Source organism: Alkalibacterium putridalgicola (assembly GCF_900109825.1).
Classification (GTDB): domain Bacteria; phylum Bacillota; class Bacilli; order Lactobacillales; family Carnobacteriaceae_A; genus Alkalibacterium; species Alkalibacterium putridalgicola.
This window is the reverse complement of sequence record NZ_FOBL01000026.1, coordinates 15,437-35,675: the sequence shown is the minus strand read 5'-3', so window position 1 is coordinate 35,675 and position 20,239 is coordinate 15,437. Positions and strand designations below refer to the sequence as shown.

Sequence of the window (20,239 nt, the reverse complement as noted above, 5' to 3'; positions counted from 1 at the left end):
AAGGTCACAAAAGTGGTGGATATGTGCCCTTCACGAGAACAGGTAGCAGTTGAAGGGTGCAAAAACAGTGGGCCTTATCTTGAGAGAGGACCATCATTGCTGAAATCAATAATAAGGATAAGGCTGTCCCTTCAAATGCTTTACAGCAATAGATAACTTTTGACAGTGACTTTGTGACTCTTTAAACTTAGTAGTACAAGAAGTGTACGATTTTATCTTACTAATTAACGTAAGTGATACATGTATAAAGATCGAAGGAGGTAATATAATGTCTGAAAATGCTAGTCTCTTTCATATATTGTCATGGGCTTGCCTGTTTTTAGGTTGGATGGGATTATCCATACTGGCCTTTCCGTTAGGGATTTATCTGGCTGGTCAGGCGATGGAAGGCGGCGTGGATGCGGCTCTGGCGCGTAAACTGAATTCGTGGTCGCTGATACTGGTCATCGTTCTGATCGTTCTTGCATTCTTAGCTTTCTTATTATTTGCTTTTGTTTAAGAATGATTCAGGAGCATATCTGAAATAAAGCTTTTAAAATTCAGGAATAGAAGTGACTGATCCAGCTTCTATTCCTTTTCTATGTTTGAATACTAAGTATAGATCCGCAGAAAATTAAAGACTGAATATATTGGAGGCGAGCAAGTGGATGCTTTAAAATTTCACGGCATGACCCTGTACTGGCTGGACGGTGGAGTCGTTTCGTTCGATGGAGGAGCGATTTTCGGTGTGGTTCCGAAACCCTTATGGAACAGAAAATATCCGGCCAATGAAAAGAATCAGATCACGCATGCCACCGAACCCATTCTTATTCAGTATCAGGGAAAGAATTATCTGATCGATACAGGGATCGGTAAAGGCAAGCTTACAGAGAAACAGAAACGCAATTTCGGCGTTCAGGAAGAATCTCGTATACAAGAGAATCTGGATGAACTGGGACTGACTAAGGAAGATATCGATGGGGTGCTCATGACACACATGCATTTCGATCACGCGACTGGACTGACTCATGCAGAAGACGGAAAGTTCGTGTCGACGTATCCCAATGCGATGATCTATATGACGGCAACCGAATGGGATGAAGTGAGACATCCGAATATCCGGTCAAGAAGTTCTTACTGGAAACAGAACTGGGAAGCGATTCAGGATCAGGTCAGAACATTCGACAAAGAACTGGAAGTCGTTCCCGGGATCACGATGACCCATACCGGTGGCCACAGCAATGGGCACGCGATAGTGAAATTGGACCAGGACGGAGAAACAATCATCCACATGGCCGACATCATGGCATCGACCGCCCATCAGAACCCTTTATGGGTCATGGCCTATGACGACTACCCGATGGATTCCATATACGCCAAGCAGGAATGGATGCAACGGGCTTATCAGAATGATTATAAATTCATTTTCTATCACGACGCCTACTACCGCATGATCCAGTGGGATGAAGAAGGAAAAGAGATCGTGGATATTTTAAAACGATCGAAAGCCTGAATGTGAACAGTAATTTAAAATAAGGAAAGACTCAGGATGATCCTCAAAAACAAAGGGATCATCCTGAGTCTATTCTAGTTGACTTATTATCCAAGTGTGACATGTTTGATCCGTTCAGATCGTTCACATAATTGTTCTATCTCTTATCCTGTAAAGCTGTATATGTGTGCTATATTTTGTATGAGAAGCATACAGGAAGGGCGTTTTCGGAATGAAGAGACATGTGAAGATCGTGGTGCTGGCTGTTATTTTCATAGTGTGTTTGAGTGCCTACTTTTACATAACCAAGCAGAAGAACTTAGCGGCAAGTGAAAACCCGTGGCCGGAAGAAGCTGAGGTTGTTCAGATTCCTTCTTCTGTCGACCTTAATGACCAGCAGGCTTATTTTGTATCATCCGACTCGACGAGTCCCTTGATCATCAGTCTGCACCAGTGGAGCGCAACGTTTGAGAAGTATGATGAACTGGTGGACTATGCAATAGAAAATGACTGGAATTATATCCGCCCGAATTTTCGAGGGCCGAATAAACAGGTTGAGGCCGGGGGAAGCGACTTAGTCATTTCAGATATCGACGATGCCATCCAGTATGCTGTACAAAATGGGAAAGTGGATGAAGACAATATACATATCATCGGAACGAGTGGAGGCGGTCATGCGGCGCTTCAGCATTTGATGACTTCTGAGATGGAAATCGCGACGTATTCCGCCTGGGTACCGATCACGGATCTGGTGGCCTGGTACGGACAAAGCAAGGTTCGCGGTAATTTCTATTCGGATGATATTCTAACCATCACAGAATCTCGGAATGGCATACTTGATATAAATGAAGCACGCAGACGTTCACCACTCTATCAGCAAACACCGGTCGATAAAGCGAAAGACGCAACGATACAGATTTATGCAGGCATCAATGACGGGTATGACGGGACTGTCCCGATCAGTCATTCTATCAACTTTTACAATAAACTCGTTCGCGATTTAGATTACGGGGAAGACCATGTCGTTCCTCCAGAAATCAGTTCAGAACTGATCTATACCCAGAATATGACCGAACAGCTTGGCACGCAGCTGCTTTACGGCAAACGCGACATCATCTACAGTAAAAGAATCAATAATTTATCGCTGGTGATTTTTGACGGGAGCCACGAGATACTGAGCAATGAAGCCTTTCAAAGTATATTAGATAGGTATGAGCTGGCAAACGACGGACGATAACTGCTGTCTAATTATCAATTTTTTAATAAAGGTATTAACATTCCGAAATAATTATGCTATACTAGTGGAGTTCCGGCTAGGTGGTGGAATGGTAGACACGCTAGACTCAGAATCTAGTGAGCGCAACGCTCGTGAGGGTTCAACTCCCTTCCTGGCCATATTTTAAACAGATCAAACGCATATTCCGATATGCGTTTTTTTTATGCTTGAAAATAGGTGTTTGGGAGACTTTCGCGAGCTCAAAAAGCATCTGAAGGTCACGCAAATGATCGGCGCGTGCCCTTCGCGGGATCAGAAGTTGTCTGGAGGTAACGCAAATGGTCGCCGCGAGCCCTTCGCAAGATCAGAAAGTGTCTGGAGGTCACGCAAACGGTCGTCGCATGCCCTTCGCGAGGTCAGAAAGTGTCTGAAGGTAACGCAAAGGGTCGCCGCGTGCCCTTCGCGAGCTCAAAAAGCATCTGAAGGTCACGCAAATGATCGGCGCGTGCCCTTCGCGAGGTCAGAAAGTGTCTGGAGGTCACGCAAAGGATTGGCGCGTGCCTTTCGTGAGCTCAGAAAGCAGTTGGAGGTCACGGAAACGGCTGGCGCGTGCCCTTCGAGAGATCAGAAGGCGTCTAGAGGTCACGCAAAGGATCGCCGCGAGCCCTTCATGTGTTCAAAAAGCTGCTAAAGGGCCCGCCTAAATGTAAAAGCTTAAAAAGGAAACAATCGCCCGGCGATTGTTGACCGTTCTCATTACTAATCTCATTACTAAGTCATTTACTTATGAGCAATAGTAATATGTTTAAGTTATTGAGACTTAGTATATCCAACTGAAATTCTATTAGTATCCATAAATATTAAAATAGTAATGTGATAGAGGTACTGTTTGTTGTCGAACAAAAATATACCTGAGAATCAAATTAATATCATTACAACCTAATTCAAAAAGTATTCAATAATACGGATTGACTTAGAGTGATTAAAATCGAGTTCAAAAATAATCAATGATTGCACAAAATAATATTATCACTTAACATAGTACAGTATACTATTAAAAGAAAATAGAAAAGAGGAAAGATAAATGAAAAGGGTAACAATACATGATGTAGCAAAGGAAGCTGGTGTTTCTGTAACTACAGTTTCTAGAGTTTTGAATGACAGAGGCTATATCAGTACGGAAATGAAAGAAAAAGTCTTAAAAGCGATTAAAGAATTAAATTATATTCCAAATGAAATGGCAAGATCCTTTTTTAGCAATCAAAGTAAATTTATCGCATTAATTGTCCCTACTACGGAAAATCCTTTTTTTGGTGAACTCACATTTCGCATTGAAAAGGCATTGGCAAAGTTCGGTTATCATTTGTTTATTTGTAACAGCCTCAATGATCCTGAAAATGAAGAAAAGTATCTGCGTTTACTAAATGAAAAAAGAGTAGATGGAATAATAGTCGGCTCGCATAACGTGGATATATCTGAATATAAAAATTATGAAAATCAGATTGTTTCTATTGAGAGAAAGCTGACTGAGAATATTCCTATGATACAGAGTGATGATTATAACGGAGGAGTATTAGCAACGCGGGAACTGATTTCTCAAGGGTGTTCTAACATTCTGTGTGTAATCGGGGATAAAAATGTAGAAACACCAGCTAATGATAGATCCTTAGGATACATCAGTGAAATGGAAAAAAATAATTTAAAACCAAGGTTCATAGAGATTCCGTTTCAGATAGGCTATGAAGAAAAATATAAAATAATTAAAGATACTTTTCAAACTAAATTCAATTTCGATGGAGTATTTGCTGGTGATGATGTTAACGCCAAACTATTCATGAATGTAGCTAAAGAAATGAACTATGATATTCCAGAAGATATTAAAATAGTCGGGTTTGATGGTACTCAAACGATGCGGTCGTTAGTACCGGAATTGAGTACGGTCGTTCAGCCGATTGAGCAGTTAGCAAACGAGGCGGTTAAGATTCTGTTAGATTTACTACAAGGGAAAAAGGTTAAAAAGGAATCCACCTTACCGGTAGAATTATATCTTTCAAGAACAACTAACCGAATAAAAAATTAAACATTGGGTTTGACATAAATTTATTAATAAATTTATGTCATCCGGTTGACATATGAAACCGGATGACATATACTTCAAGTATAAATAAAACGATTACAAAAATGGAGGGTACAAAATGAACAGAATGTCAAAGTATTTTATGTTAATGAGTTCAGCAGCATTATTAGCTGCTTGTGGTAATGGAGAAAGTGATAGCAGCGGAGAGAATAGCGGAAATGGCGGATCAGCCTCTTCTGACGAAGTAACGGTTTGGGTACAATATTCAGAAGAATCTGCTGAAGGTCAAGTAATGGTAGAGTCTATTGAAGAATTTAACGAAACAAATGAAGAGGGGATTACAGCTGTAGTTGAATATATTCCCCGAAGTGGTTCGGGCGGTGGTTATGAAGATAAAATCAATGCGGCGCTTACAACTGATTCATTGCCAGATGTGATAACCCTAGATGGTCCAAATACAGCAGCCTATGCTAATTCGCAGATTATTCAGCCTTTGGATGAGTATATTAGCAGCACAGATGACTTATTACCAAGTATTATTGAACAGGGAACATTTAACGACGAACTTTATTCTATTGGTTATTCGGAGTCGGGCGTAGGTTTCTTCTACAATCGTACGATGTTAGAGGAAGCAGGGGTAGATTTAGATACTCTTCCAACTGTAGATGATCCATGGACTTGGGATGAGTTCAATGGTTTATTAGACACATTAGCCAGTAACTATGATGGGCCTGTCCTAGATATGGGATTTGATGATCAGTCAGAATGGTTGTTATACGCATTTTCCCCATTTGTCTGGTCTGCTGGTGGAGAAATTACAAATGAAGAGGGAACTGAAGCAGTGGGATATTTCGATTCTGAAGAGACAGTTTCAGCTTTTGATTTCATTCAAAGTTTAGTAGAAGAAGGTTATTCTACAATCACTCCCGTAGAAAAAGGATTTCATACAGGAGAATATCCTTTGTATATGAGTGGTTCATGGACAATGCAAGAACTTGACAATGAATACGAAGACATTGATTACGGTATCATGCCATATCCGGTTTCACCAAATACGAATGAACTCTTCAGTCCTACGGGAAGCTGGGCTTATGGGATGACTACATCTACAGAAAAACCAGAAGAAGCGGGCGTGTTAATTGAGTTTCTAACCTCCGAACAAGAGCTATATGATATGAGTATGGGTAACTCTGTACTTCCGGCAAGACAGTCAGTGGCTGATCGTATGCTGGAAGAAGTTGAAGAGCCAATGCAAGTACTCATTGAACAAAACAGCAAAACGGGAAGAGCTCGTCCAACACTTATTAACTACCCTCAGGTAAGTAGAACTTTCCAAGAAACTGTAACTGAATCAACATATTATGAACAAAACCCAGATTTGAATTCTCTATTAGAAACAAAAGCACAAGAGATAGAAAGTAATTTAGAATAAAAATAAGAATGTAGTGTAGTGGTACTTTGTAAATTTAAATACGAAGTACTACTACTTACATAAAACACTATATGAGATTGAAATCATTGAGGAGCTGAACAATGAAAAATACGAAAGGAATCTTTAGAGGTTTTACAGGGGTACGAGCAAATTCAAAAAGTCTAATGGACAATTCTTCTTTCAAAGAAAATACAACAGGATACCTATTTTTATTGCCGGCTTTAATAGTACTAGGATTGTTTCTATTCATTCCTGCTATGATGTCTTTATACTATTCATTTACGGATTATTATATGTTAACTCCTGATCTTACTGAATTTATTGCTTTAGATAACTTCAAAACTCTATTATCAGATGCTACATTTCGAACGAGTGTGGGGAATATATTTCAGTTTGTAATATTCATAATGCCTATACAAGTAGGAACTGCATTAGGGCTGGCACTACTGGTTAACCGCTCCAACAGAGGGACAATGTTTTACAAAATAGCTTACTTTTCTCCAGTGGTTATGTCATTAGTAGTAGTATCTGTTTTATGGCTCTATATATTGAATCCTGCTTCAGGGCTACTGAATGAAATATTACAAACAATTGGTTTGCCTGCTCAACCATTTTTGAGTAGTCCCAATCAAGCTATGTACGTTATTATCTTTGTATCGGCTTGGCAAGGAGCAGGGTATCAAATGTTGATATTCTTAGCCGGGCTGCAAAACATACCAGAAGAAGTTTATGAAGCGTCAACAATTGATGGAGCAAATAAGTGGCAGCAGTTTCTAAATGTTACTCTCCCAATGCTTAAACCAACTTCATTATTGATTCTTACTACAACATTAATTGATGCATTTAAATTAATTATTCAACCAATGGTAATGACGCAAGGTGGTCCATTAAACTCTACGTTAACACCAGTTTACTATATATTCAGAACTGGCTTCACGGACAGACAAATAGGGTTTGCGAGTGCTTTGACTGTTATGTATGGCGGTATAATAATTATCTTTACAGTACTTCAACGAAAATTTGTAGGAGGGGATACCAATGAGTAACAAGACAACTACATTTCTATATCACTTTTTAAGCATACTTTTAGCAGTGTTATTCATATTCCCTCTTGTGTGGATGCTGGTTTCATCTATGAAGCCTGAATCAGCTATTTATAGTGATATGGGGTCACTGGAAGCTTTTTTACCATCAATGAATATTAGCGAATGGCTAATGCCGTATAAAGAAATTTTTAATCGTTTCAATATTATTAGATACCTTGGAAATAGTATTTTTTATGCGTTAAGTGTAACAGCTGGATCCATTTTGATAAACTCTTTAGCTGGTTATGCATTTGCAACTATTAATTTTAAAGGTAAGAAAATCTTATTCGGTTTAATGATAGCTCTCTTGGTTATTCCTGGTGAAACTATTATCATTACTAAATTTGTCGTTGCTGAGAGACTTGGTATTTTGAATACTCCATTAGCGGTAATCTTACCGTTGCTAGCTACACCGTTATATATTTATATGTTCACTATTTTCTTCAGGGCAATTTCTACAGAACTTCAAGAAGCAGCCATGTTAGAAGGAGCATCTAAATTCAAAATTTATTGGAAAATCATGCTTCCAATGTCAAAACCCGCTATTGCTACTGTTGGTACACTCTCGTTCATAATGAGTTGGAATGACTATATCTGGCCATTAATGGTTTTAACCGATTCAGAAACCTATCCTTTACAGGTAGCTATTACAAACATAAATAACACTCAACCGGTATACACTAATCAAGTAATGGCTATTTTAACGATATCAACTATTCCTTTAATATTGATATACGTATTTTTCCAGAAACATTTAGTACAAGGTTTGAGTAGTTCAGGAACAGGAGTGAAATAATGGGTAAAAATTACACAGTCGAAAAAGCTAATAAATATATTAAAGAAAATAAAGGAAACTTAAATAAAAAGTATTATCCTGATTATCATTTCGCATCTCAGTACGGATGGATAAATGATCCAAACGGTTTTTCGATTTTTAACAATGAATATCATTTATTCTATCAATATTATCCATATGCTTCCCAATGGGGACCTATGCACTGGGGCCATGCTAAAAGTTCAGACGGAATCAAATGGGAGCATCTTGATGTTGCTCTAGCACCAGATAAGCAATACGATCAAGGCGGATGTTTTTCTGGAAGTGCAATTGAAAAAGACGGGAAACTATTTCTTATGTATACAGGTCATTTACCAAACGAGACCGATGAGAATTTAACAAGACAAAATCAAAATATAGCTATATCTAAAGATGGTGTTTCTTTTAAAAAATACGAAAATAATCCTGTTCTAACTGAAGATGATATTCCCGAAGGTTCTTCAATAGTGGATTTCAGAGATCCTAAAATTTTTGAAAAGGACAATGTATACTATTGTGTCATTGGATCAAAAACTGTAAACAATGAGGGGCAGGTCCTGCTTTATAGATCAGAAGATTTACTAAAATGGGATTATGTTTCAGTATTTCTTCCATACAATAAATATTTGGGAACGATGGTAGAATGTCCTGACTTTGTGCGAATAGATCATAAAGAATATTTTGTATTAAGTGCTATGAATTATAAAGATGAAAATACAGGCAAGGTCTATAATCATATTTCCTGGTTGATAGAAGGGGAAGTAGATTGGAATAACTTTGTATTTGAAATGAAAAATATAAAGGAAATGGACCGCGGTTTAGATTTCTATGCACCACAAACTGTTGCTAGAGAAGATGGTCCTGTTGCTATTGCCTGGATGCAAGGATGGGGAAGAGATTTCCCTTCTGATGAACAAAGTCATGGTTGGGCAGGTCAAATGACATTGCCAAGGAAACTGACGCTTAAGGGCGATAGATTGAAACAGAAAGTTCTTTCTGGAATAGAATCATATAAGCACAGTAAAATCAGCAATGATAACGTGGGTATTGATAACAAACATGTTCTTTCTAATGAAGTCGTTCAATATATAAGTATACAAGCTAAAAGTGATAAACTGGATGACTTTATTCTCAAGTTTTCTAATGATACAAATGAAGAAGTTATGTTAACCTACGATCACTCTGGAAGAAATTTTCGCTTTTCCAGAAAAAACACTAATGTAAAGATTATGAATGAAGAGGATGAAGAAGTTATGGACTCTTCGAAAACATATTCATACTCTGGAGAGACTTTAAATATGGAAATATTTATAGATAAATCTTCTATAGAACTATTTGTTAATGATGAAATCACTTTATCAAACACCTATTACATGGAAGAAGAGATTTCAAAAATTTCAATTGAGAGTAAAGAAAAGATTACCTTAGAGAATATATCAATAGCAAAAATCGATCTAAACAAATAAGGTGAACCAAAAAAATCTTCATTGAGTTCAGCATATAAAATATCAGGATAAGTAATAAAAAGATTAAGTAAAGTTTTTATAGAAAGAACATCTCTACTACAGATTCCAGTGAGACTTTAAGAGATGTTCTTTTTCTATTGATTATATGAGGAGGAATAAATATGTATGGCGCAATAGAAGCTGGAGGAACAAAATTTGTTTGTGCAATTGGAAATGAAAATTTAGAAATTGTTGAACAGGAAAGTTTTCCCACCACAATCCCGGAAGAAACAATGCGTTTAGTAGAGAACTTTTTCAAAAAATATCAACAAGACTTAGAAAGTATTGGTGTCGGATCATTTGGTCCTATTGACGTTAATGAATCATCAGAAACATATGGGTACATAACTTCAACACCAAAAAAAGCGTGGGAATATTTTGACTTTGTAGGTAGTTTGAAAAAGAGTTTTGATCTTCCAATTTTCTGGACAACAGATGTCAATGCAGCTGCATATGGAGAGTATGTCCAGTCATACGAACAATCAAATTCAAACATCGTATACTATACTATAGGAACGGGTGTAGGGGGTGGTGCAATACAAAATGGTGAATTTATTCAGGGCTTTAGTCACCCTGAAATGGGACATATGAAAGTTGTACCACATCCTGAAGACTCTTTTAAAGGAAATTGTCCTTTTCATAACAATTGTCTAGAAGGAATGGCTGCTGGACCGGCAATTGAGCAACGAAATGGAAAGAAAGGGCAGGAAATTCCAGTTGAAGATCCATTTTGGGATATTGAAGCTTATTATATTGCTCAAAGTGCGTATAATACTACATTAATGTTATCACCAGATGTTATTATTTTTGGTGGAGGTGTAATGAAACAGGAACACCTTATAGAAAAAGTTAGGAAAGAATTTTTGAATCTCATAAATGACTATGTTAAAACTCCTGATATAAAGGAATACATTGTTACTCCCAAATTAGGACAAAACGCAGGAACTGTTGGTTGTCTAGCTTTAGCCAAAAAGTTAGTCACTAAAAAGTAAATGAACTGAAAGAATAATATCTTATATCAAGCATAGCATTCGCTTATGAGTAAAATCGTAAGAGTCGTTATGCTTGATTTTAGTTTAAACAGCTGAAGTCCAATATATAAATCATTCTAATTCTTGATAACTTAGATAATCCTTTATGATACAATTAATGCAATCACAAATCGCAATAATTAAACTATGAAGTAATGGAGGACAATCATGAGAATCTTACATACGGCAGACTGGCATATCGGAAAGATCGTCAATGAGTTTTCGATGATCGAGGATCAGGCAGTCGTTTTGCATGCACTGGTTGAAAAAGTGAAGGAACTGGATGTCGACGTGTTGATCATGGCGGGGGATCTGTATGACCGTGCGATTCCTCCAAAAGAAGCGGTGACCTTGGCCAACGATATTTTCAACCGACTGATCAGAGAAGCTGGCATTCCGGTCCTGGCGATCGCCGGGAACCACGACAGTAATGAACGACTGGAATACGGCGCCGAACTGCTTGCCGGAAGTCAATTGTATATTGAAGGTACCGTGAAAAAAGACGTCAGAAAAGTCTCGATCGACGGGGTGAACTTCTACCTGCTGCCGTTCGCGGATCATGTCACGATCAGACAGCTGCTTGAAGATGATGAGATCAAGGACCTGCAGGATGCAACGCGTAAACAGATCGAGTCGATCAAAGCGGCGATGTATCCAAATGAAGTGAATATTCTGATCGCGCACGGCTATATCGTCAACGGCGCCAAAGATTCGGTGGAAGCCTCAGATTCCGAGCGGCCTTTGAGTATCGGGACAGCCGAGTACGTGGATGTAAACCTGTTTGATGACTTTGACTATGTGGCTTTGGGACACTTACACAAGGCGCAGAAGGTCAAGACCGACCGGGTCCGTTACAGCGGATCGCCACTCAAATATTCAAAATCAGAAGTCCGTCACAAAAAACAGCACGTCCTTTTAGATATAACGAAAGACGATTTTAGTTGCGAGATTATCGAAGTGAAACCGGAAAGAGATATGAAAGTTCTGAAAGGCACCTTTGACGAGCTGATGCAGGATGAATCGGATGATTATATCTTCTTTGAGCTAGAAGACCAGAATTACGTCATGGATGCGATGAACCAGCTGCGCCGGAGATATCCTTATGCGATGGGGTTGGAATACACTGCTCAGAAAGAACGCCAGAAGACTAGTCAGGCAGCGAAACAGGAAGCCATCGAGAAAAGAAGTCTGTTGGATCTGTTCGATGATTTTTACTCTAAATTCAAGCAGAATCCGCTGGACGATAACCAAAAGAAAGCCATCCATGAAACGTGGGAACAGGCACTGAAAGGAGAGAAGTAAATGCGTCCGTTAAGACTAGTGATGAATGCCTTTGGGCCGTACAAAAACAAAGTGGAGATCGATTTTACCCAGTTTACGCAGTCTTCTCTCTTTTTAGTCAGTGGACCGACGGGGGCGGGGAAAACGACCATTTTTGATGCGATCGCCTATGCGCTCTTTGATTCAGCGAGCGGGGATGCCCGCGGGAAAGATACATTCAAATCCGACCACGCGACTGACCTGGACTTATGCTATGTTGAACTGGAATTTGAACTGGGAAAGAAAACGTATAAAGTACGCCGTGAACCGGAACAGACTGGCCCGGGGACACGGACGAAGACCAAGCAAGTCAAGTCAAGCGTCGAGTTCCATAATGAAGACAGCGTGACCACGAAGATCGCCGAAGCGAATCAGGAGATACAGGAACTGATCGGCCTGACCTATGACCAGTTCCGTCAGATCGTGATGCTTCCGCAAGGGGCCTTCAAAAAAATGCTGGAGTCCAACAGCCGTGAAAAAGAAGCGATCTTCCGTAACATTTTCGAAACTGGTATTTATGAACGTTTCCAGGAAGAACTGAAAAAAAAGGCCAAAGAGCTGGCGGACCAGCGGAAAGAGTATGAACTGGCCCTTCAGGAAGCTTTCAAACGTATCGCTTATGAAGAGAATGAGACTTTAGACAAAGCCATCGAACAGTTTGACGTCAAAACGGTTTTGAGTAAACTGGACCAGCTTATTCAGACTGAAACTGAAGAATTAAAGGCAGCGAAGACCAAGCTGTCCCATCTTCAGGATGAAAAAGTCAGACAGACCAAGCTTATTGAAATGCTGACGAAACAGAAAGCCCTTCAAAGAGAGAAAGGCGAACTAGATGAAAAAGAAGAAAAAGTTACCCAGTATAAAACCCAGCTGGATCAACATAAAAAAGCCGAAGCATTAGTCAAGGCGCAGAAAAATGTAGAAGAAACGCATGCTGAAAAAGAAGCGAATCAGAAACGGATCATGGAGCTGACTGAAAAGATCCAGCAGGTGGAAAATGACTTGGCAACAGTAGAGGAACGCTATCAGGCTGTTTCAAAAGACTATGCCAAGCTTGATGACATAAGAAAAGAGATCCAAGACCTTAACGATGAACTGAATCGGTTTGAGACGATCAAAGAACAGAACGAGCGTCTGACTGCCCTTGATAAAGAGGCAAAAGAGACCGAGACTGAAAATAAACAATTGGCTGAGCAGCAAAAAGAACTCAACACGCGACTCGAAGACTTGAAAGAGACATTGCAGGAAATCACAAAGACACGCGAAGAATTGACGGCTGACTATAAAGTCTTGAGTACGAAAAAAGACGAGCAGTCTCAGTTGAATCAGCGCCTGAATGCCCTCACAGAAGTCTGTCAGTGGCGCGAACAGGGTGTGGAACTGAAACAAGACTTCCAGAAAGCCGAACGTCAGCTTAAAGAAGCGAGAAACGACTGGCAGACAGCTAAATCAGCTTACTTCGGTCAGTTGTCCGTTGTGCTGGCCGGTGAACTTCTAGAAGGCGAGCCGTGTCCGGTCTGCGGATCTAAAGAGCATCCAGAAAAAGCCCATGCTAAAGGGGAAGACGTGACGAAAGAACAGGTCGCCGAGCTGGAAGCGAAGAAAGAGACGGCCGAGACGAGTTATAATCGCCTAGTGAGCCAGTCGGAACACCTTTTTGCTCAAGTGAGTGAACGGTGTGAAGCCTTGAGTGTTTCACCTGAAGACGCAAAGACAGAAAAAGAATACGTGGCAAGAAAGACTGACGAAGCCACAGAAACCATCACTGCCCTGCAGACGGAAATCGAAAAGAAAGAGAAAACCGTCAAGCAAGAAGCAGCCTATACCAAGCAGCTGAACGATGTAGAGAAACAGGAACGCGAAACATCTGAAGCGCTGTCGAAAAACATGTCTAAAATAGAAAATATAGAAACGCGTACAAAAGAAATCCGTACGGAAATCGCTGGGCTGGAAGAGAAACTGGCTTATGAATCGAAAGAACACGTTCAAGAGCTTATCCAGACGAAAGAAAAAGCGATCAAAGAAACAGAGAAGCAGGAGAAAACGGTCCGTGAAGAATTGAATACCTTGAAGAACACGCTGGCCACTTCTGAAACCGAACTGAACTTGACCGAAAAACGCGTCGGAGAACTGAGTGAAAAAGAAGAGAATCTTGAAGAGATGTTCAAAGAACAACTGGAAGCAAGCGAGCTCGCGGAAACGTTCGCAGAATATGTGCTGGAAGAAAAAATCGTTTCAGAAATGCAGGAAGCGATCCAGACCTACGGCGAAGCGCGCGCGGTTCATCAGAGTGCAGAAAAAGAAGTGAATGACTTTCTTGAAAAAACAGATGATGTCCAAACGAAAGAAGAGCACGAGACCCGTTTGTCTGAAATCGAAGCAGCGCTGCCTGAGTGGGAAGAGAAGCGAGATGCTTATGTCCGCGTGACGAGTCAGAACACCGAAGCTCAGAAAACGATCCAGCAATATCAGAAGCAGAGTGAACACATTGAAGCCGACTACCAGTTGTACGGCGAACTGTCCCGTATGGCTAACGGCGCGAAAGAGACCGACTATGTCTCCTTTGAACGCTACGTTTTGGGGATCTACTTTGAAGAAATTCTTGAAGCGGCCAACATCCGTCTGGCACAGATGACCAACAACCGTTATGAGATGCATAAGAAAATAGAAAAAGCCAAAGGAGCCGGGCCGCAGGGACTGGACATCGATGTCTTTGATCACCATACCGGGAAACCGCGCGGCGTCAATACCTTGTCCGGCGGCGAAACCTTTAAAGCCTCACTGGCACTGGCTTTGGGACTCAGCGATGTCATTCAAAGTCAAAACGGCGGGGTGAGTGTGGACACGCTCTTTGTGGATGAAGGCTTCGGGACACTGGATTCGGATTCACTGGACAACGCCATTCAAACCCTGCTCGATCTTCACGAGCGCGGGAGACTGGTCGGCATCATTTCCCACGTTGAGGAACTGAAGACCCGTATCCAGTCACACATCATTGTCGAGAAGAAGTCATCAGGCAGTCACGCCTATATTCAGGCTTAAAACTTTAAAAAACAGAAACCAAAGGAGAAATTATCATGACAGACTTCACTAAACAGATCCTTAAATCAGACAAAGCTCCGGCAGCTATCGGACCCTATTCACAGGCGGTCAAATTTGGCAACACCGTATACGTCTCAGGCCAGCTGCCGATCGACACAGAAGCTGGAAAAATCACAGAAACGACAGCGGCAGGACAGACCCGTCAGTCGCTCAAGAACATCGAATACATCCTGGCTGAAGAAGGGCTGGACTTATCAGATGTACTGAAAACGACGGTCCTCTTGAGTGATATCGGCAACTTCCAGGAAATGAACGGCGTCTACTCAGAATTCTTCAAAGAACCGTATCCTGCCCGCATCGCCTATGAAGTCGCGGCACTTCCGGCCGGAGCCTTAGTTGAAATCGACGTAATCGCTGGGAAGTCAGATAATAAATAAATGATTCAAAATGAATGACCCTCTTAAGCAGAATTTCTGCATTAAGAGGGTCATTTCTATAGGGTTAAGTTGCTTTTCTGGTGTTGAATCTGAAAGGCGCAACTTCGTCATTCAAATTGCGGCTGTATCTGTAGATGATGAACAAGAAGACAGGTAAAGCTATAATGAATACCAGACTGGTAATATTCAGTACCGGAGTCAATTCTGCAATAAGTTGAGGTACAGAGAAAACTTCGTTGGATTCAGGCGCTGGAATCAACATCATACTGACCGGGACCAAATTGCTTATACTATGCATAAGAATCGGATAAATCAGCTTTTTAGTTTTTATATAAACGATACCGTAAAGAAGGCCACCGATAAATTGAGGGATAATGAAGGAACCGATATGCAGAAGTCCGAATAGTAAGGAACTGATGATAAGTGCCCGGGTATTACTACTTTTCTCAGCCCATTTATTTAAGATGATCCCTCTGAAAATGAATTCTTCTATAACGGGTGCCAGGACCACAGTATTGATGATCAGCCACCTGTTGAATTCTGGTGGACTCGTGTCTTCCATCACTGATAGAGCAAAAGATGAAAATTCCGGAAGAGTGATAAAAATCCGTAACCCTAACCCCATAAAAGAGAAGTACAAAATGAGCTTTCCAATACTCAGGGAAGAGGTAAACACCAACAATTTCTTACTCACAGATGTTTCACCGACAATCGATCGGAGAGAAATACCCCTCTTGGAGAGATGTCTGAAGATGAATAAAGAGACTGCTACCACGATCCCTGCTTCTGCCAGGAACCTCAGAAAATCATGGGCACTTTCGGGAAAGAAGGGCGTTATAAAAACGACAGTGATGACGCTAAGTACGAAAGCGAAGGCTGAATAGAGAGCTATCTTTATCAATGAAACAGTATGTAGAGAATCGTTCAATGGGTACACTCCTTTGGTTGAGTTGGATAATATACTATTTTAGCTTAACCTGATTATACTTATAAACAATGCGGAGGACAATATAAAGTTGGCTTTAAAACCTTATACTGAATAAATCTTGCATAAGTCTGTTGCTCATTTCCATTAATAAGAGTACACTAGTGGATAAATTATGTATAAGGGGAGAAAGCTATGACGCAAGACAGGGATAAGAAAATCAAGGCGTTGATTAAAGAATTAAGACCAGAACTGCAGGCGTTAAGTGAATATATTTATGAACATCCGGAACTGGGGCATGAAGAAGTAAAGTCCTCAAAAGCGCATGTGGAGCTTTTAGAAAAACACGGCTTTCAAGTGGAGTATCCGTACCTAGGTATCGAGACCGCTTTTAGAGCTGTTTACAAAGGTAAAAAAGAAGGGCCGAGTATCGCTTACTTGTCCGAATATGATGCACTGCCTGGCATCGGGCACGGCTGTGGCCATAATCTTTTAGGCGCAACAGATACCGGCGCCGGCATCGTTTTGTCGAAACTGGTGGATGACATCGGAGGAACGGTTATCGTCTTAGGCACACCGGCAGAAGAAACGAACGGGGACAAAGTGACGATGGCAGATGCCGATACCTTCGAAGCTGTCGATGTGGCCTTCTGCACGCATCCGTCTGACGGCTATTATGCCAGCGGGACATCGATGGCGATGGAAGCAATCGACTTCCGTTTCTACGGCCAAACGGCTCATGCGGCTGCGGCTCCGTTTGAAGGAAAAAACGCCCTTGATGCCTGTATCAACTTCTTCAATAACGTCAGCTCCTTGAGACAGCAGATCCATCCGACGGCTCGCGTGCATGGCGTGATCAAAGACGGCGGGGAAGCGGCCAATGTGATCCCGGACTACACGCGTGCTGAGTTTTACGTGCGAGCGATGAATATGCCATACTTGAACGAATTGAAAGAAAAGGTCATCCGCTGCGCAGAAGCTGGGGCTTTAGCTGCCGACTGCAAAATGGAGTGGGGACATTACGAAGCGAGCTACAAAAACATGATCACCAATGAGACACTTTCTTCACTGTATAACGAAAAAATGCAGGAACTGGGCCTCGACATGATCACTGAGGAACGTGATTCCATGGGATCGATGGACATGGGGAACGTCAGTCAGGTCGTGCCGGCCATCAACCCGTATTTTGAGATCACTAATGGGAAAGCTGTTTCTGCCCACACTACGGAGTTCAGGGACTGCACCTTGACCGAAGAAGCCTATCAGGCGATGGAGAAAACCATTGAAGCACTGATTTTGACAGCGACAGAACTTATCACAGATCCGGAAAAGCTTGCACAAGTGAAAGAAGAATTTGCTCAAGCTATCAAATAAATGACACAGAAAAAGGGCGTGTGCAGCCACACGTCCTTTTTTTCGCTCTATATCGTTGGTTGCCTCAGCTATCCTTTAATTCTTTCTTCCTTTTTAAGAGTTGTTTGAACTCATCGTCTTTTTCTTCTGAATAATCCAGTGACAAGGCACCAAGGACTTCAGCGATCTTGTTTTCCACCCGCATGAGTTCTTCTTCCTTAGCCGTTATGCTGCTGGCATGGGTTTTCGCTGCTTCCCACTCATCAAGATTTCCTTCAAATTCACTGATTTGTTTATCTTCGATTTCCCATATTTTTGAAGCAGTTGTGTTGATAAAGGAACGGTCGTGGGATACGACCAGTACACTGCCGGGGTACTCTTTTAGCAGGTACTCCAGGGCTTCAACGGCTTGAATGTCCAGAAAATTGGTCGGTTCGTCTAGGATCAGCGTGTTATAGTTGCCGGCAAGCAGTTTGGCCAGCGAAACTTTGACACGTTCTCCGCCGCTCAACACAGAAATGGGCTTGTAGACGTCTTCTCCCTTGAAATAGAGCTGGGCCAAGATGATGCGAATCGTCGTTTCAGACTGAACGGCCTCTTTCTTTACATTCTCTAAAATCGATTCATTTAAATTTAACGTACTCAGATTTTGAGAAAAGTAGCCGATCCTGAGTGAAGGGGACAGCTGAATCGCTTCATCTTCTGTCAGGAGTTTGTTGATCAGCGTGGTTTTTCCACTGCCGTTGGGACCGATCAACGCGACATTCTCACCGCCTTTAATTGACAGAGTCGTGCGCTTCCAGAGGGTTTTCCCCGGTACTTCGCCAGTACTGTCAGTTAATCGAATGATGAACCGCCTGTTCAATTTATCCATATCCGGAAGCTCGATTTTGATTGCGTGCGAGTCTGTGGGTTTCTCTACTTTATCAAGCTTTTCTAGTCGAGAGTCCATGGCTTTCTGAACCTGATGAAGCTTCTTCGATTTTTTCTGAAAATAAGGAGCTGAGCCTTTCAGATTATATTCTGAATCTCCTACTTTCACCTTACTTTTCGTTGCATTAACTGCCTGTCTGGCTTTCTTTTCTTTAGCTTCTATCAGCTGGTTTCGTTTGCTGATGTACTTTTCATACTCCGTCTCCTGATGCCGTCTTTCCTTAGCCTTCTGCTCTTTGTAGGATGAATAGTTTCCCTGATAGACAGTTATTTTCTGCTCATCCAGTTCCCAGATAGACGTACAAACCTTGTCAAGGAACGTGCGGTCATGAGAGACGACGATAAACGCACCATTAAACCGCCGGAAAGACTTTTCCACCCAGTTGATGTGAGAAATATCCAAGTGAGTTGTCGGTTCGTCTGCCAAAAGCAGTTTCGGCTGTTTGTTGAGTGCCTGAATAACGTATTCGGCCGTAGTTTCTCCGCCGCTTTTTGTTGCATGATTTTCTTTTAATTGAGGAAGCAGTTCGGCAGGATACTGCCTTTCGATCGAACCGGAGTCCGGCTCTTCCTGTCCAGTAATCAGACGGAAGAGGGTCGTCTTCCCGCTGCCGTTGGCTCCGACTAATCCGATACGGTCCTGTTCTTCCACTTGCAGATGATCGATTTCGTAAAGCAGTCGATCGCCGTAACTTTTTTTAATTTGATTTAATGTAACTAATGGCATATCAATCATTCCTTTATTTTTAATCTGTCGCTGGTTCATTTACTTACGCATACAAAAAACCTCCCATTCTGTTTTCAGACAGAATGAGAGGGATCAGACAGATCAAATAAAAGACTTGGATATACAGAAGTCTTGAATCCAGTGCCGAATCGTATAGCTATCTCATTTCAGTCTGAAAAAGGCATGACAAATAAGACCGGTCGATGATCTTATTCAGCTTCTTTTCGACTTATAGAAATGAGATTAGTTACGCATTGGCCCAGATAACACTCCTGTCCTGATTGATTAAGAGTAGAATAACGCAGCAAACGTTGGTTGTCAAGGGTTGTGGTAATTGTGGTGTGTTATACTTGATCGTCTAATTCAGCATAGTCAATTATTTACTCATTCGAATTATATATGAAAATTGATTAAAAATAGTAAGAATGTATAATAACTATAATAATGATATAGATGGACTAGATAAAGTAAGCCAATAAGCGGTTTTCGTGGTAAACTTGAATCAGTTTAATATCTCCAGTAGCTATTCAAATAGGAGAACCGTATTTTTTTTAAAAATAATCAAGGAATTGACATTAAAATTACTGATACTAGGGGGAAGACACATGTTTATGAATCAGCCATTTTACGCTATTCTATTAGGAATGATTTATATAGGGATCGTATATTTATTCGTCAGAAAAGAAAAAAAGGTCATCACATATAGTCTCACTATTTTACCTGGTCTTCTCCAGCTCTCCTTTCTCTATCTCTGGCTAGATAAAGCAACGTTTTTAATGAGAAGCACAAATCTAGGTTTTGAGGTTTATAATAGTTATCTAAGATTTATCCATATGTCCTATTTCATACTTATGATACCTCTTGTGCTCAT

At 41.0% G+C, this 20,239-nt stretch carries 15 protein-coding genes and 1 tRNA gene; 14 read left to right on the top strand and 2 right to left on the bottom strand.

What is annotated here, in order from left to right; all coding sequences use genetic code 11:
* Positions 1–268 precede the first annotated feature (268 nt).
* The 13 genes from BMX84_RS09035 to BMX84_RS08975 all read left to right on the top strand — a co-directional run bounded on the left by BMX84_RS09035 (position 269) and on the right by BMX84_RS08975 (position 15,430).
* Complete coding sequence (locus BMX84_RS09035; protein ID WP_091489049.1) at positions 269–499, top strand: hypothetical protein; 231 nt, start codon at positions 269–271, stop codon at positions 497–499.
* A 144-nt stretch (positions 500–643) separates the two neighbouring features.
* Positions 644–1,492 carry a YtnP family quorum-quenching lactonase gene (locus BMX84_RS09030; protein ID WP_091489048.1) on the top strand — a complete coding sequence of 283 codons (849 nt, stop codon included), beginning with the start codon at positions 644–646 and terminating at the stop codon, positions 1,490–1,492.
* A gap of 211 nt (positions 1,493–1,703) precedes the next feature.
* Positions 1,704–2,708 carry an alpha/beta hydrolase family protein gene (locus BMX84_RS09025; RefSeq protein ID WP_091489046.1) on the top strand — a complete coding sequence of 335 codons (1,005 nt, stop codon included), beginning with the start codon at positions 1,704–1,706 and terminating at the stop codon, positions 2,706–2,708.
* Positions 2,709–2,782: 74 nt separating this feature from the next.
* Positions 2,783–2,866 (top strand) — tRNA-Leu (locus BMX84_RS09020).
* Positions 2,867–3,771: 905 nt separating this feature from the next.
* A complete protein-coding gene (locus BMX84_RS09015; protein WP_091489045.1) occupies positions 3,772–4,767 on the top strand; it encodes a LacI family DNA-binding transcriptional regulator in 996 nt (331 codons plus the stop codon).
* 115 nt (positions 4,768–4,882) lie between these two features.
* Positions 4,883–6,196: an ABC transporter substrate-binding protein gene (locus BMX84_RS09010; protein WP_091489043.1), complete on the top strand. Its 1,314-nt coding sequence runs from the start codon at positions 4,883–4,885 to the stop codon at positions 6,194–6,196.
* 164 nt (positions 6,197–6,360) lie between these two features.
* Complete coding sequence (locus BMX84_RS09005; RefSeq protein WP_091489055.1) at positions 6,361–7,242, top strand: carbohydrate ABC transporter permease; 882 nt, start codon at positions 6,361–6,363, stop codon at positions 7,240–7,242.
* A complete protein-coding gene (locus BMX84_RS09000) occupies positions 7,235–8,077 on the top strand; it encodes a carbohydrate ABC transporter permease (protein ID WP_091489041.1) in 843 nt (280 codons plus the stop codon). The genes BMX84_RS09005 and BMX84_RS09000 overlap by 8 nt, the downstream gene beginning before the upstream one ends.
* Entirely contained in the window at positions 8,077–9,561 is a 1,485-nt protein-coding gene (locus tag BMX84_RS08995) for a glycoside hydrolase family 32 protein (RefSeq protein WP_091489040.1), read from the top strand. The genes BMX84_RS09000 and BMX84_RS08995 overlap by 1 nt, the downstream gene beginning before the upstream one ends.
* A 161-nt stretch (positions 9,562–9,722) precedes the next feature.
* Positions 9,723–10,592, top strand: coding sequence for a fructokinase ScrK (gene scrK, locus BMX84_RS08990; RefSeq protein WP_091489038.1), 870 nt, complete (start codon positions 9,723–9,725; stop codon positions 10,590–10,592).
* A gap of 207 nt (positions 10,593–10,799) precedes the next feature.
* Positions 10,800–11,933 (top strand): exonuclease SbcCD subunit D, encoded by a 1,134-nt coding sequence (locus BMX84_RS08985; protein WP_091489037.1) that lies wholly within the window; start codon positions 10,800–10,802, stop codon positions 11,931–11,933.
* A complete protein-coding gene (locus BMX84_RS08980; protein WP_091489035.1) occupies positions 11,934–14,993 on the top strand; it encodes an AAA family ATPase in 3,060 nt (1,019 codons plus the stop codon). It abuts the gene before it with no gap.
* Positions 14,994–15,028: 35 nt separating this feature from the next.
* Positions 15,029–15,430 carry a RidA family protein gene (locus tag BMX84_RS08975; RefSeq protein WP_091489033.1) on the top strand — a complete coding sequence of 134 codons (402 nt, stop codon included), beginning with the start codon at positions 15,029–15,031 and terminating at the stop codon, positions 15,428–15,430.
* A gap of 64 nt (positions 15,431–15,494) precedes the next feature.
* Here BMX84_RS08975 and BMX84_RS08970 read toward each other — a convergent pair whose 3' ends face one another.
* Complete coding sequence (locus BMX84_RS08970) at positions 15,495–16,358, bottom strand: CPBP family intramembrane glutamic endopeptidase (protein WP_143058706.1); 864 nt, start codon at positions 16,356–16,358, stop codon at positions 15,495–15,497.
* Between the two features lie 192 nt (positions 16,359–16,550).
* Here BMX84_RS08970 and BMX84_RS08960 point away from each other — a divergent pair, with 192 nt between their 5' ends.
* Positions 16,551–17,729 carry a M20 family metallopeptidase gene (locus tag BMX84_RS08960; RefSeq protein ID WP_091489028.1) on the top strand — a complete coding sequence of 393 codons (1,179 nt, stop codon included), beginning with the start codon at positions 16,551–16,553 and terminating at the stop codon, positions 17,727–17,729.
* Positions 17,730–17,793: 64 nt separating this feature from the next.
* Here the strand turns inward: BMX84_RS08960 and abc-f are convergent, their stop codons facing one another.
* Positions 17,794–19,368 carry a ribosomal protection-like ABC-F family protein gene (gene abc-f / locus BMX84_RS08955; protein ID WP_091489053.1) on the bottom strand — a complete coding sequence of 525 codons (1,575 nt, stop codon included), beginning with the start codon at positions 19,366–19,368 and terminating at the stop codon, positions 17,794–17,796.
* Between the last annotated feature and the right edge of the window lie 871 nt (positions 19,369–20,239).